General features: G+C 74.1%; 15 protein-coding genes. 9 read left to right on the top strand and 6 right to left on the bottom strand.

Annotation, left to right across the window (positions count from 1 at the left end; translation table 11 throughout):
* Positions 1-50: 50 nt before the first annotated feature.
* Both ABME01_RS09130 and ABME01_RS09125 read right to left on the bottom strand, forming a co-directional pair.
* On the bottom strand, positions 51-1343 hold the full coding sequence (locus ABME01_RS09130) for an endonuclease/exonuclease/phosphatase family protein (RefSeq protein WP_353828083.1): 1293 nt from the start codon (positions 1341-1343) through the stop codon (positions 51-53).
* Between the two features lie 102 nt (positions 1344-1445).
* Positions 1446-2201, bottom strand: a complete 756-nt coding sequence (locus ABME01_RS09125) for a maleylpyruvate isomerase N-terminal domain-containing protein (RefSeq protein ID WP_353828082.1) — start codon at positions 2199-2201, stop codon at positions 1446-1448.
* Positions 2202-2267: 66 nt separating this feature from the next.
* Here ABME01_RS09125 and ABME01_RS09120 point away from each other — a divergent pair, with 66 nt between their 5' ends.
* Together ABME01_RS09120 and ABME01_RS09115 are read left to right on the top strand one after the other, a co-directional pair.
* Positions 2268-2873 carry a class I SAM-dependent methyltransferase gene (locus tag ABME01_RS09120; RefSeq protein WP_353828081.1) on the top strand — a complete coding sequence of 202 codons (606 nt, stop codon included), beginning with the start codon at positions 2268-2270 and terminating at the stop codon, positions 2871-2873.
* On the top strand, positions 2870-3571 hold the full coding sequence (locus ABME01_RS09115; RefSeq protein WP_353828080.1) for an NAD-dependent deacylase: 702 nt from the start codon (positions 2870-2872) through the stop codon (positions 3569-3571). The genes ABME01_RS09120 and ABME01_RS09115 overlap by 4 nt, the downstream gene beginning before the upstream one ends.
* Positions 3572-3682: 111 nt before the next feature.
* On the opposite strand, the gene ABME01_RS09110 is transcribed toward ABME01_RS09115, so the two are convergent.
* Entirely contained in the window at positions 3683-4453 is a 771-nt protein-coding gene (locus ABME01_RS09110; protein WP_353828184.1) for an EI24 domain-containing protein, read from the bottom strand.
* 190 nt (positions 4454-4643) lie between these two features.
* On the opposite strand from ABME01_RS09110, the gene ABME01_RS09105 reads away from it, so the two are divergent.
* Genes ABME01_RS09105 through ABME01_RS09090 form a run of 4 tightly spaced genes read left to right on the top strand, consistent with a single transcriptional unit; the run spans position 4644 to position 7150 of the window.
* On the top strand, positions 4644-5585 hold the full coding sequence (locus ABME01_RS09105; protein WP_353828079.1) for a cytochrome b/b6 domain-containing protein: 942 nt from the start codon (positions 4644-4646) through the stop codon (positions 5583-5585).
* A 32-nt stretch (positions 5586-5617) separates the two neighbouring features.
* A complete protein-coding gene (locus ABME01_RS09100; RefSeq protein ID WP_353828078.1) occupies positions 5618-6034 on the top strand; it encodes a DoxX family protein in 417 nt (138 codons plus the stop codon).
* Positions 6035-6074: 40 nt separating this feature from the next.
* A complete protein-coding gene (locus ABME01_RS09095; protein WP_353828077.1) occupies positions 6075-6269 on the top strand; it encodes a hypothetical protein in 195 nt (64 codons plus the stop codon).
* A 56-nt stretch (positions 6270-6325) separates the two neighbouring features.
* Entirely contained in the window at positions 6326-7150 is an 825-nt protein-coding gene (locus tag ABME01_RS09090; protein ID WP_353828076.1) for an alpha/beta fold hydrolase, read from the top strand.
* Here the strand turns inward: ABME01_RS09090 and ABME01_RS09085 are convergent.
* Entirely contained in the window at positions 7147-8202 is a 1056-nt protein-coding gene (locus tag ABME01_RS09085; protein ID WP_353828075.1) for a PHP domain-containing protein, read from the bottom strand. The two genes, ABME01_RS09090 and ABME01_RS09085, sit on opposite strands and share 4 nt — an antisense overlap.
* A 158-nt stretch (positions 8203-8360) precedes the next feature.
* Between ABME01_RS09085 and ABME01_RS09080 the strand changes: the two genes are divergently transcribed.
* The gene (locus ABME01_RS09080; protein WP_353828074.1) at positions 8361-9908 is read left to right on the top strand and encodes an adenylate/guanylate cyclase domain-containing protein; all 1548 of its coding nucleotides are present in this window, start codon (positions 8361-8363) and stop codon (positions 9906-9908) included.
* A gap of 27 nt (positions 9909-9935) precedes the next feature.
* On the opposite strand, the gene ABME01_RS09075 is transcribed toward ABME01_RS09080, so the two are convergent.
* A complete protein-coding gene (locus tag ABME01_RS09075; protein WP_353828073.1) occupies positions 9936-10613 on the bottom strand; it encodes a cyclase family protein in 678 nt (225 codons plus the stop codon).
* Positions 10614-10756: 143 nt separating this feature from the next.
* Here ABME01_RS09075 and ABME01_RS09070 point away from each other — a divergent pair, with 143 nt between their 5' ends.
* Positions 10757-11986, top strand: coding sequence for an AI-2E family transporter (locus ABME01_RS09070; protein WP_353828072.1), 1230 nt, complete (start codon positions 10757-10759; stop codon positions 11984-11986).
* Between the two features lie 51 nt (positions 11987-12037).
* Here the strand turns inward: ABME01_RS09070 and ABME01_RS09065 are convergent, their stop codons facing one another.
* Positions 12038-12526: an NUDIX hydrolase gene (locus ABME01_RS09065; RefSeq protein ID WP_353828071.1), complete on the bottom strand. Its 489-nt coding sequence runs from the start codon at positions 12524-12526 to the stop codon at positions 12038-12040.
* 284 nt (positions 12527-12810) lie between these two features.
* Here ABME01_RS09065 and ABME01_RS09060 point away from each other — a divergent pair, with 284 nt between their 5' ends.
* Complete coding sequence (locus ABME01_RS09060) at positions 12811-13455, top strand: SDR family oxidoreductase (protein WP_353828070.1); 645 nt, start codon at positions 12811-12813, stop codon at positions 13453-13455.
* The last annotated feature ends 36 nt before the right edge of the window (positions 13456-13491 follow it).

Raw genomic sequence — 13491 nt, 5'->3', positions numbered from 1 at the left:
ACGGCGACGGCCCGCCCCCTCGGGGACGGGCCACGCGCGTGTGGTCGGGGTCAGCCGTGCACGCGCAGGTCGACCCAGACCAGCCGGTGGTCGCTCGACGGGAAGGGGAACGTGCCCGTCAGCGCCGAGAGCGGGTCGGACGAGACCGGCCAGAAGACGCCCGCATCGACGACGCGGAGGTCCTTCGACGGCAGCACGTAGTCGGCGCGCAGGTTGCCCGGGGCCGGGTTGTCGTTGAAGTCGGCCGTGTCGGTCGCCGGGTCGCCCTCGTGCGCGAGGTTCGCGCCGCCCTGCAGCTCGGTCGCCTCGACGGCGCCCGCCGACATCGGCATCGGGTCGGTGATCCGCGGGTGTCCGAGCAGCTGGTGGATCGCGTCATCCGTCGAGTCGCCGTCGACCGGGTCGGCGTTCTGGTCGCCGAGGATCACGAACGACGAACCCGGCTTCAACCCGCCGGACGTGCCGTCGTCGTCGTACAGGTAACGCGAGGCCTTGCCCGGGCTGACGTAGTCGGCCCAGAAGCGGATCTCGTCGTGGTTGCGACGGCCGTTGCGGTCCTCCGCGCCGTCGAACGTCGGCGGCGTCGGGTGCGACGCGAGCACGTGGACGGTGCGGCCGCCGACCTCGACGGGTACGTCCCAGTGCGACTTGCTCGAGAGCGGCAGGATCGCGAGCTCCTCCGCCGAGTACCAATCGGCGGGCGCCTCGGTGGCCGGGTCGTCGGGCAGCAGCGCGCCCGGCATGTCCTTCCACAGGAAGTGCTGGAACGTGCGGACCGCGTCGTCGTCGATCGGGTACTTCGAGAGCACGGCCATGCCGTACTGACCCTCGAACTGGCCGAAGCCGAGCGCGTCGTCGCCGTAGCCGGGGGTGAGCGGCGTCGTCACCACCTCGCCGTTGTTGTTGAGGTCGTACCCGCTCGCGATCCCCGTGTTCGAGGGCGCGACGAACGCGTACGGGAACTCGATCGCCTCGGCACCGCCCTGCGGCACCTCGAGGTAGTTCTCGCGGAAGAGGTCGACCGCCACGCCGTCGGGCACGTAGTCGAACTCGTTGAGCAGGATCACGTCGGGGTTCGCGCGCTGGATGATCTCGGCCACGGTCTGCGCCTGCGCGTTCGCGCCCGTCGAGAGGTCGGCGACGAGCTGGCCCGGCGCGTTGCGGTTCAGCGACAGGTTGTAGGTCGCGACGCGCAGGGTGTCGGCCGCGCCGGGCGTCCCGCCGGGAGCGGCCTGCGCGGGCGCGGCGAAGGCCCCGGCGCCGAGCGCGATCGCCGCGGCCGAGGCGACGACGAGCGGGGCGCGATACGCGGGGCGGGAACGGTCGGGACGTCTCGTGGACATGCGAGCTCCTCTGCTGGCGATTCCGGATGCCGCCCACGGTAGGCCGGTCGGGTGTCCGCCGGAAGAACCCTGCGCGAACGAGCGGCAGCGGCCCGCGCCTGCTCAGAGGTGCACGGGCGTCGTGGCGAACGTCGTCGCGAGTGCGCGGTCGCCGTCGACGCGGAACCGGCCGTCCGGCGCCGAGAGGTCGGCGCGCTCCCAGAGCAGGAGCGCGAGGTCGCCGACCGAGGCCCGGATCGTGGCGGTCGCGGGGGCATCCGCCCCGGCGACGGCGTCGTGGCGGAACCGCTCGAGGCGCCAGTCGGGGCTCACGCGCCACGCGTCGTCGGCGTCGTCCGGGACCAGGGCGACCGGGCCGGCGAGCGCCTCGATCCCGCGCCGCCGCGCCTCCGCCATGAACACGTCGCCGAACTCGTCGATCACGTCGGCCGCGCCCGCGGGGCCGACCTCGACCGGGAACCGCGGATCGTCGTCGGTCGCCGTGCGGAGGTCCCACAGGTGCTTGGTCGCCTCGTGCGCCATGCGCCGTGGCCAGAACCGCGTCGGCCCGGCAGCGCCGTACAGGATCGGCACGATCCGCTCGGGGTCGGCGGCCCCGAGCACGCGGACGAGCTCGTCCGCGCCGTCTCGGAACCAGGCGACGGGCTCCGCCTCGGCCGGACGGCGGTACTCGCGTCGATCGAGTCGCTCGCCCGTTCGCACGACCTCGGTCACCCAGTGCTGGATGTTGCCGAGGTGGTCGACGATGCGCCCGGCCGTCGTCCAGATCTCCGAGCGCACCGCGGCGTCGGGATCGGTGGCGGCGGCGGCCCGGGCGAACGCCGCGGAGGCGGCGCGCACGTCGTCGAGGGAGGTCATGCGGACCATCCTGCCGCGTCGACGCCGCCGCTTGACGATCCCGCCGCCGCGTGGTCGCATGACGGCATGGCTCCCTCCCAGCCGCCGCTCATCAGCGACGACGACCTCGACGACCTCGAGCGCGCGGCCATCGGACACGTCCGCGGCCGCGTGCTCGAGCTCGGCGCCGGCGAGGGCGAGAACTTCGGGGCGTTCCACCACGAGGTCGAGTGGGTCGGGCTCGAACCCGACGCCGAGCGCCGCACTGAGCTCGCCACGCGCGCCCGCGAGTGGCAGCACCGGGCGGAGCCGCTCGACGCGGTCGCGGAGCGGATCCCGCTGCCCGACGCCTCACTCGACGCCGTCGTCGCGACCTACGTGCTCTGCTCGGTCACCGACCAGCGCGACGCGCTCGCCGAGGTGCGCCGTGTGCTCCGGCCGGGCGGGCAGGTCGTCTTCGTCGACCACGTCGCCGCCCCGACCGGGACGTTCAAGCGGGGGATCCAGCGCGCCGTGACCCCGTTCAGTGCGCGCTGGTGCCACGGCTGCCACTGGGATCGCAACACGGGCGAGGCCATCGACGCCGCCGGATTCGTCGTCGACGAGTCACGGCTGGTCCGCGTGCCGTCCTTCCCGTTCGGTCCGACGCGCGTGCTCGTCTACCGGGGCCACGCGCCGGAGGCGTCGACGTGAGCGGGCGCCCGCGCGTGGTGGTGCTCACCGGCGCCGGCATCTCCGCCGAGAGCGGCGTGGCGACGTTCCGCGACGCCGGCGGGCTCTGGGAGGGCCACCGCGTCGAGGACGTCGCGACGCCGGAGGCGTTCGAGGCCGACCCGGAGACCGTGCAGCGGTTCTACGACGCGCGTCGCCGCGCCGTGGCATCCGTCATGCCGAATCCCGCGCACGCGGGCCTCGCCGCGCTCGAGCGCGAGCTCGGCGACGAACTCCTCGTCGTCACGCAGAACGTCGACGACCTGCACGAGCGGGCCGGGTCGACGCGGGTGCTCCACATGCACGGCGAGCTGGGTCGCGCGCGGTGCCTCGCGTGCGAGGCGCGGCCGGACGCTCCGGGCGACCTGCTGCCGGGACCGCCGTGCCCCGTGTGCGGCTCCGCGGCGCTGCGGCCCGACGTCGTGTGGTTCGGCGAGATGCCGTACGGCCTCGACGAGATCGACGACGCGCTCGCCGGATGCGAGACGTTCGTCGCGATCGGCACCTCGGGCGCCGTGCATCCCGCGGCCGGCTTCGTGCTTACGGCGGCGGCCGTCGGCGCGGCGACGCTGGAGCTGAACCTCGCCGAGAGCGAGATCACGCCGTTCTTCGGCGAGACCCGCCTCGGCCCGGCGAGCCGGCTCGTGCCCGAGTGGGTCGACGAGGTGCTCGGCCGCTGAGCGGGGCGCACCGCCATGGGGAACGCGGATGCCGCGGGGGACCCGCCGGACCCCGCGGCATCCGCAGTCCATGCGACGGGCGGTTGCCCCGTCACCACCTACTTCGGGCGATCACCGCGGTTCGGATGCACCCGATGCGAGATCCGCCGGGATCGACTCGTCCGCGAGCATCCGCCGGGCGAGCAGGGTCGCCCCGGCGACCGCCGCCGGCATGGTCGCGATCGCGCCGAGCGGCACGAGGAAGCAGAGCTGCGTCGCGACGCCGAACCCGAGCAGGCGCCACCGATGACGGCGCAGGAGCGCGCGCCGCGCGGCCCGGTCGAGCCCGCGCGCGTCGAGCGGCCGCGCCGTGAGCTCGCGCGCGAGGATCCGGCCCGTCAGCACGACGCCGAGCGCGGCGGCCGCGGCGGTGCCCACCACGGGGAGCAGTCCCGTCAGCCCGACGATCGCCGCCGACGCGAGGCCTTGCAGGAGCAGCACGGCGGCGCCGCCCACGCCCGACCAGAAACCGGGCGCCTCGCCGGGCGCCTCGCCGCCCGCATCCGATTCGACGGCCGTCCAGATCCGCTCGTAGAAGGGGTCGCCGACCACGAGCGTGAGCGCCGTGAACGTGACGATCGCGAGCACCGCGGCGCCGGCGAACAGCACCACCGCGACGAGCGTGCGGAACGCGAGCCGCCAGAACTCGACCCAGGCGTCGGCGAAGGGCGTGGCGAGGTCGACGAGACCGGGGAGGGTCGCGCCGAGCGCGACGAGACCCCACACGAGGGCGGCGAACACGATCGCCGCCGGGACCAGGCCGAGGAGCATCACGCCGGGATCGCGGCGCCAGAACCCGAAGCCCCGACCGAGCGTCCGCGCCCCGTCCACCAGTTCGCGCATCACCGGGCCAGCATAGGCAGGCGCGCGGGCCGCACCCGGCGGCGCTCCGCGCGACGCGGTGTTTCGGGCTGCGGCACGCCCTCCCAGCGCGGGGCGCTATCGTCGATCCTGCCGTTCCGCGCCGCGCCCCGCCGTGGCGCCCCGCTGCCGGCCCCGCCGGCACCCCGTTCGAGAGGGATCCGACGCCGCCATGAGCACGAGCCCGACCACGTCCGCTCGCGTCGCCGAATGGTGGAAGGCGCAGCGGCGCCGTGTGCTGCAGGGCACCGCGATCGCCGTGGTCGTCGTCGCGCTCGTCGTGGTCGTGGCGCGCCTGCTCCGCGGCGTGGCCGCGGTCGAGGACTTCATCGCCGCGTACCCGGGTGTGGTCCCGCCGCCCGAGGGCACGCACGTCGGCATCCCCGCCTGGCTCGGATGGCAGCACTTCCTCAACGCGTTCTTCCTGGTGCTGCTCGTGAAGACCGGCCTCGAACTGCGGGGCCGGCGACGCCCGCCGGGGTTCTGGACCCGCGACAACACCCGGTGGCCGCGCACGAAGCGCCCGCCGCGCCGCATGGGCATCTGGCTCTGGTTCCACCTGTGGCTCGATGCGCTCTGGGTGCTCGTCGGCGTCAGCTACGTCGTGCTGCTGTTCGCGACCGGCCAGTGGCTGCGCATCGTGCCGACCGACTGGGCCGTCGTGCCCAACGCGATCTCCGCCGGGCTGCAGTACGCGTCGCTCGAGTGGCCGGTCGAGGACTCATGGGTGGTCTACAACGCGCTCCAGCAGCTGGCGTACTTCGCCGTCGTGTTCGTCGCGGCGCCGCTCGCCCTGCTCACCGGCCTCCGGCTGTCGTCGGCCTGGCCCGTCGAGGGTCGTCTCGCATCTCCGTCGACGGAGCGGATGGCCCGGGCCGTGCACTACCCGGTCATGCTCTTCTTCCTCGCGTTCACGTTCGTGCACGTGGTCCTCGTCTTCACGACCGGGGCCCTGCGCAAGCTCAACCAGATGTACACGGCGCGCGACGCCGACGACTGGCTCGGCTTCGTGGTGTTCGCGCTCTCGGTCGTCGTGATGGTCCTCGCGTGGATGGTCGCCCGGCCGCCGCTGCTGAAGCGCATCGCCGCCGCCTCGGGGCGCGTGCAGGGCTGACCCGAGCCGACCGGGGCGCGTAGGCTCGCGGGATGACCCGGACACCGCCCGTTCCCGCCTCCACGCCCGCGCGGACGCTCGCGCGATGGGCGCTCGCCGTCGGCCTCGTCGTCGCCGGCGTCGGCCACCTCACCTGGGCCCGGCGCGAGTTCCGCGCGCAGGTCCCGACGTGGGTGCCGATGGATGCGGACGCCGTGGTCGTCGGCTCCGGCGTCGCAGAGGTCGGACTGGGCGCCGCGCTCGTGGCACTGCCGCGCGAGCGCCAGCGGGTCGGCGCGATCGCGGCGGCGTTCTTCGCGGCCGTCTTCCCCGGGAACGTGGCGCAGTGGCGCGAGCACCGCGACGCCTTCGGGCTCACGACCGATCGCGCCCGGTTCGCGCGGCTCTGGTTCCAGCCGCTGCTCATCGCGTGGGCGCTCTGGTCGACCCGGGCGCCGCGCGAGCGGTGACCCGCAGGTCGGCGTCGGTCGGCGCGGTTAGGCTCGGAGGATGAGCCGAACCGTGTGGACCGTCCTCGGCGTGATCGCTGCCGTCGTGATCGCGTGGATCCTCGTCGACCTCGTCTTCAGCGTGCTGTGGTTCATCGTGAAGCTCGCGATCGTGGCGGTCGTCGCCGTCCTGGTGTTCCTCTGGCTGCGCTCGCTCGCGACGCGCGGCGGCGACCGCAAGGCGGTCGAGCGATAACCGGGGTCGCCCCGCAACCGGACGACGCCGACATCGACGGGGTCGCCACGCTCGACGTGCCGTCGCCGAACGGCGGCGTCGTGCGCGCGGTCGTCGTCGACCCGCCGGCCGAGGTCGGCGCCCCGGCGCCGACCGTGATCTGGCATGCCGGGTCACCGCACACGGGCGAGCCGCTCGAGCCGCTCGTCGCCGCCGCGCGGGCGCGCGGCGTCCGGCTCGTGACCTTCGCGCGCCCCGGCTACGGGGGCTCCACGGCCCGCCCGGGCCGCGACGTGGCGTCGGTCGCCGCGGACGTCGCCGCGATCGCCGACGCGCTCGGGATCGACCGCTTCGCCGCACTCGGGTACTCCGGCGGGGGACCGCACGCGCTCGCGTGCGCCGGTCTCCTGCCCGATCGCGTGACCGCGGTCGCGGTGCTCGCGAGCCCGGCGCCGTACGACGGCGGCGACGACTGGTTCGCCGGCATGCACGGCCCCGAGGCGCTGCGTTCCGCCGCGCGCTCCAGGGAGGACCGGATGCGCTTCGCGGAGACGGACGACTTCGACCCGGGGCAGTTCATCGAGGCCGACTTCGACGCGCTCCGGGGCGAGTGGGGCGCGGTCGGCCGCGACGCGGGGCGGGCCGAGCAGTTCGGCCCGGACGGCCTCGTCGACGACGACGTGTCGTTCACGCGCGACTGGGGCGTCGACCTCGGCGAGGTGCGCGCTCCCGCGCTCCTCGTCCACGGCGAGCGCGACCGCGTCATCCCGCGATCCCACGCCGTGCGACTCGTCGCCGCGCTGCCGGACGCGCGCCTGTGGATGCGACTCGACGACGGGCACGTCGCCGTCCTCCGCGTCGTGCCGGAGGCCGTCGACTGGCTGCTCGAGCGGGGCGCCTAGCGCTTCTTCGACCCGGCCCATCCGAGGAGCCGGTCGACGTCCCACGTCGTCACGATCCGCTCGGGAGGGATGCCGGCGGCCTCCGCGCGCTGCGCGCCGAGGGCGAGGAAGCCGAAGTGGCCCGGGGCGTGTCCGTCGCTGTCGATCGAGAACCGGCAGCCGGCGTCGAGCGCGATGCGGATGAGGTCGTCGGGCGGGTCCTGCCGCTCGGGCCGGGAGTTGATCTCGACGGCGACGTCGTGCTCGGCGCACGCCGCGAAGACCGCGTCGGCATCGAACGCCGACTGCGGCCGGGTCCCCCGCGAGCCCTGCACGAGCCGTCCCGTGCAGTGGCCGAGGACGTTCATGCGCGGGTCGCGGACGGCGCGCAGCATCCGCTCGGTCATGACGTCGCGCGGCGCACGCAGCTTCGAGTGCACGCTCGCGACGACGACGTCGAGTCGGTCGAGCAGCCCGGGCTCCTGGTCGAGCGAGCCGTCCTCCAGGATGTCGACTTCGATGCCGGTCAGGATCCGGACGCCCAGGTCGCCGCGGTCGCGCTCGTCGGCATCGTCGAGCCCCTCGCCGAGCCCGGCGTTCAGCGCGCCGACGATCTCGAGCTGCGACTCGAGCCGCTCCGGGGACAGGCCGTTCGCGACCCTCAGGCTCGGGGAGTGGTCGGTCAGGGCGAAGTACTCCAAGCCGGCGGATGCCGCGGCACGCGCCATCGTCGCGATGCTCGTCGTGCCGTCCGACCATTCGGAGTGCGCGTGCAGGTCGCCGCGCAGCAGCGCGCGCAGGCCGGTCGCGCGTTCGACCCCGGCCTTCTCTCGGAGGTCCGCGAGGTACGCGGGGACCGTCCCGTCGAGCGCCTCGACGATCACGCCGAGGCTCGAGTCGCCGATGCCGGGCGTGCGCTTGAGGCGGCCGTCGGCGGCACGGGCCCGCAGCTCGTCCTCCGACAGCGGGCCGATCACCCCGGCCGCCCGCCGGAACGCCTTCGCCTTGAACGGCGAGGCGAGCTGCACCTCGAGCAGGGTCGCGATCTCCTCGAGTGCCGTCACCGGGTCCATGGCCCCAGTCTTGCAGGAGCGGCGGACGCGGTCCCGGGGGGAGGCCGGGTCGCGTACTACGCTGACCCCGAACCGGCCCGATCGAGCCAGCCCGTCGACGACCCCGATCGGGCGGAGGGTCGACGGGTCGACGATCGAGACGAGGGGCGGTCGGTCCGATGAGCACGTCGCAGCCGTCGTCGGGCGAGATCTCGCGCCGGATCGCGGTGCTCATGTCGGGTGCGACCGTCTTCGGCGCCCTGATCGTGTTCCTGTACTTCTCGCTGATCGACCCGCTGCCGGTGGATGACGCGGCGGTCCGCTCGCTGGAACCCGGGGGCGTGGTGGCCTTCGCGGTCGTGGGCGCGATCGTCCTCGTCGGCGCGATCGCGATGGTCGTCTGGCTCGGGCGACCGATCCGGCACTGGCTGCGGGCGATCGAGGACGGCACGCCGGCCTCCGAGATGCCGCCGAACGTCGCCCGCCTGGTGCTGGTCTGGCCGCTGGTCGGTGCGTCGCTCGTCGCCGCCGGCACGCTCGTCGTGGCCGTGTTCTTCTCGATCGCCTACGACGACCCCGGCAACTTCGTGGGCATCGCCATCGGCGGCGCCGTGGGGACGATCATCGTCTACTTCGGCGCCGACCTGATCTGGCGGCAGCAGATCCCGGTCTTCTTCCCGGACGGCGACCTCAGCACCGTCCGCGCCTTCCGACTCCTGGTGCGACGGCGCCTGCTGCTCGCGTTCATCGTGATCGGCGGACTCACTCCGACGCTGCTCGTGGTCCTGTCGCAGCTGCGCACGCGGGCCGTGCTCGAGGCCGAGAACCCGCAGGCGGTCCTGGACAACCTCATCGTCATGCAGCTCTTCATCCTCGGCGTCGGGCTGGTCACCGGCGTGATCACGGCCGTGCTCGCGGCGAGGGCGATCGTGCAGCCGCTCGAGGCGCTGCAGTCGGCGATGGGTCGCGTGGAGCACGATCGGCTCGACACGAGGGTGGTGGTCACGACCAACGACGAGCTCGGCTACCTGGGCGAGCGCTTCAACGCGATGACGGACGGGTTGCGCCAGGGGGAGCGCCTGCGAGAGCTGTTCGGCCTCTACGTGAGCCCCGAGGTCGCCCGGGCGGCCGTGGAGACCGGCGCCGGTCTCGGCGGACGGCTCGTCGACTGCTCGGTGGTCTTCTCGGACATCCGCGACTTCACGACGCTCAGCGAGCAGACGCCGCCCGCGCGCCTGGTCGAGGTGATCAATCGCTACATGACCGCGATGGTGTCCGTCATCGTCGACCACGGCGGCGTGGTCACCCGCTTCGCCGGGGACTCCGTGCTGGCCGTCTTCGGCACGCCGCTGAACCCCATGGCCGATCACGCGGACCGGGCGGTGACGACGGCGTTCGAGATGCGCCGGGCGCTCGACGCCTTCAACGCGGCGGAGGCCGGCGAGGGCCTGCCGAGCCTCCGGACGGGGATCGGCATCGCGACCGGTCCCGTGATCGCGGGCAACATCGGCGGCAGGGAGCGGATCGAGTACACGGTGATGGGGGATGCCGTGAACCTCGCCGCCCGGCTGGAGGAGAAGACCAAGGACGTCGGCCTGCCGATCCTCGTCAGCGCCGAGACCCACCGGTCGCTCGACGGCAGCCGCGCGCTCGCCGTCACGACGGTGACGGACCTCGAGATCAAGGGGAAGCGGGATCGGGTGACCGCGTACGCCCTGTCCGAGTGACGAGGGGTGGCCGGCCCCGGCCCCGGCTCAGTCCAGGAGGGCGACCGCCCGGACCGGGGCGCCGTCGACGCCCAGCTGCAGCGGGAAGAACCCGATGCGCGCGCGCTCGGGAACCCCGTCGAGCCCGGCGACGTTCTCGACGATGAGGTGATCGGCGCCGAGCACGATGGCGTGCACGGGGAAGTCGCTCGTGCCGGCGGCATCCGTCGGGTCGGGGCTCAGCGTGTCGACCGCGAGCACGTGCATGCCCCGTGAGACGAGCTCGCGGGCGGCATCGGCGTCGAGCGCAGGATGCCGCACCGCGCGTTCGGTGCCGAACGACCGCCACCATCCCGTGTCGATGACGACGATGGGCGGCAGCTCCGCGGGCAGCTCGCCGGCGTCGAGCGCCGCCGCCAGGTCGGCGGAACCGTAGGTCGCCCCGTCGGCGAGGCCCTCGAGGTGGAACACGAGGGCCTCGCCGACGAGCTCGTCGAGCGAGACGTCGGCCATGGTCCGCCCGCCCGCCACGGTGTGCGACGGGGCGTCGACGTGCGTGCCGGTGTGCGACCCGAGCTCGAGCGCGGTGACGGCCGCGCCGTCGCGGTCGAGTTCGAGTGCGGGGGCGAGGTGCACCTCCGGGTCGCCCGGGTACACCGTCATGCCGTCGGTGATCGGATGGCTGAGGTCGCGCATCGCCGACCCCCGACCCCGCTCATCCGGCATGCCAGGCATCGTGCGACCTCCCCGCCGGTCGACCGGCCCCGCCGTCACGCTAGGACGTCGGTGCGGGAGGGTCAACCGTTCCCGAGCGGGGACGCGCGGCGCAAGCCCTGTGCAGCCGGACGCGACCCCCCTAGGGTCGAGCCATGGTCTTCCGACGCCGCAGCGCCCCGGATCCCGCCCGCAGCCGACCCGCCGCCGGGTCCCGAGCCGACGGGGCCGCCGAGCCGATCCCGCCCCGCCGGAGCGCGGGCGGACCGGTCTGGAACGACCGCCTCGGCCGCTGGTCGATCCGCAGCCTGCAGGTGCTCCTCGTCGTCACGCTCGGCGCGCTGGCCGTCTGGGCGCTCACCCAGGTCACGCTGATCGTGATCCCGGTGCTCGTCGCCCTCATCCTCGCGTCGGCGGCGAGTCCGCTCATCGGCTGGCTGCGCCGCGGGATGTCGGCGATGCTCGCGGCGTGGGTGACGCTGCTCGGCGGCATCCTCGTGCTCGGCGGCATCATCACGGGCATCGTCTTCGCCGTGCGGTCGCAGTGGGAGGAACTCGCGACCTCGGCGACGGAGGGCTTCGACGACCTGCTCGGCTGGGTGCGCACGCTCCCGATCCCGATCGACCAGGAGCAGCTCGACGCGTGGCGCGACGGCATCCTCGACTTCGTGACGAGTGCCGAGTTCGGCCAGAGCGCGCTCACCGGCGTCTCGCAGGCGACGGAGTTCCTCACGGGGCTCGTGCTGATGCTGGTGGTGCTGTTCTTCTTCCTCAAGGACGGCGACCGCATCTGGGCGTTCTTCATGCGACCCTTCCGCGGCGACCACCTCGAGCGCGGACGCCGCGTCGGCACGACGAGCGTCAAGGTGCTCGGCGGGTACGTGCGGGGGACCGCGATCGTGGCCCTCGTCGACGCGGTGGCGATCGGCATCGGCCTCGCGATCCTGCAGGTGCCGCTGGCGCTGCCGCTCGCCGTCATCGTGTTCCTCACGGCGTTCATCCCGCTGGTCGGCGCGACGGTCGCGGGCATCCTCGCCGCGCTCGTCGCCCTCGTGGCGAACGGGCCGCTCGTCGCGCTCATCGTCGTCGCGATCGTCATCGCGGTGAACCAGCTCGAGGGCGACCTGCTCCAGCCGGTCGTGATGGCGCAGTCCCTGAAGCTGCATCCGCTCGTCGTGCTCATCGCCCTGACGGCCGGCACCATCCTCGGCGGGATCGCCGGCGCGGTCCTCGCGGTGCCGCTGACCGCGGTGGGCTGGGCGATCGTCAAGGTGTGGGATGCCCCGGACCCGTCGATCGACGAGCGACGGGAGTTCCACCTGCGCCGGCGTCGCCCGGGCTCCGGGGGCGGCTCGCGGGAGACCGCCGACGCCTCCGTCGCCTGATCCGACTCGCACCGTCGACCGGCCGGCGGATGGCGCGGCACGTCGCCGCGCTCAGCCCCCGGTCTCGTCGCGCGAGCCCGCGAGGTGCCGTTCGAGCCGCTCGAGCGCGGCGACCTGGCCCTTCACGAGGAGCGTGCGCGCCTCGTCGACCGGGACCCAGCGCACCTCGTCGACCTCGGGGAACTCGGCCGTGCGGCCGGAGCGGGGCGGCCACTCGAGCTCGAACGTGCCGGGGCGGAACTCGGGCGCGAACCCCTCGGCCTCGGCGGCGAACACCCGCAGGACCTTGCTCGAGGAGGCGCGCACGGAGCCGAGGTCGACCGCATCGCCCGGCCCGAGCGGGGCGTCCGCGCCGACCTCCTCGGCGAACTCGCGGAACGCCGCGTCGCGCTCGTCCTCGCCGGGCTCCACGAGACCCTTCGGCATGGACCACGCGTGCTCGTGGCGGCCGGACCAGTACGGGCCGCCCATGTGGGCGAGGAAGACCTCGAGCCCGGGCGCACGGCGATAGAGCAGCAGGCCGGCGCTCGTCACCGGCATGGGTGCCCGAGGGATCGCGTCAGTCGCGCGGGCCGCGCGCGAACACCCACAGGGACGCGGCCAGGCCGACGCCCCCGATCGCCATGATCCCGAAGATCGCGCCCCACAGCAGCGTCTCGACCGACATGCCCACCTCCGCGTGTTCGTGGGCCCATTCTGCCCCCCGTGCGCGCGCCGCCGCCACTGCCGGCGCGTCGAGCGGCGGCCGCGCCGACGTCCGCGGCTGGTGCATGGGCGCGGTCGGTCGGTACCGTTGGGGGCAGCGACAGCGGGGGAGGCTGATCATGGCGAAGGTGCTGATCATCGGCGGGCACGGGCGGGTCGCCCTGCAGGTGGAGCGGATCCTGGCCGAGCGCGGCGACGAGGTCGACGCGGTCATCCGCGACGCCGACCAGGTCGGCGACCTCGTCGCGGCGGGGGCGAACCCGGTGATCGCCGACATCGAGTCGCTCGACGTCGATGCGCTCGCCGGCCTCATCTCCGGGCACGACGCGGTGGTGTGGTCCGCCGGTGCCGGCGGTGGCGATCCCGCGCGGACGCGCGCGGTCGACCATGACGCCGCCGTCCGGTCGATGGATGCCGCCGAGCGCGCCGGGGTGCGTCGCTACGTGATGGTCTCCTACTTCGGCTCGCGCCTGGATCACCGCGTGCCCGCCGACAGCGCCTTCCGCCACTACGCCGACGCGAAGGCCGCGGCCGACGAGCACCTGCGCGCGTCGGGGCTCGACTACACGATCCTGGGCCCGTCGACCCTGTCGGACGGGGAGGGCACCGGCCGCATCGACGTGACGGGCGAGGAGAGCACGGACGTCGACCGGGCGGACGTGGCCGCCACGGTCGCCGCGTCGCTGGTGGAGCCGGCGACGGTCGGGCGCACCATCCGCTTCAACCGCGGCGAGACCCCGATCGCCGAAGCGCTGGCCGGCTGATCGTCGGCGGGCCGCAGAGCGGGCGGGCCGCAGAGC

The organism is Agromyces litoreus (assembly GCF_040496015.1).
GTDB lineage: Bacteria > Actinomycetota > Actinomycetes > Actinomycetales > Microbacteriaceae > Agromyces > Agromyces litoreus.
Note: the sequence above shows the minus strand (reverse complement) of the source record. Positions and strands in the feature narration are given on the sequence as shown.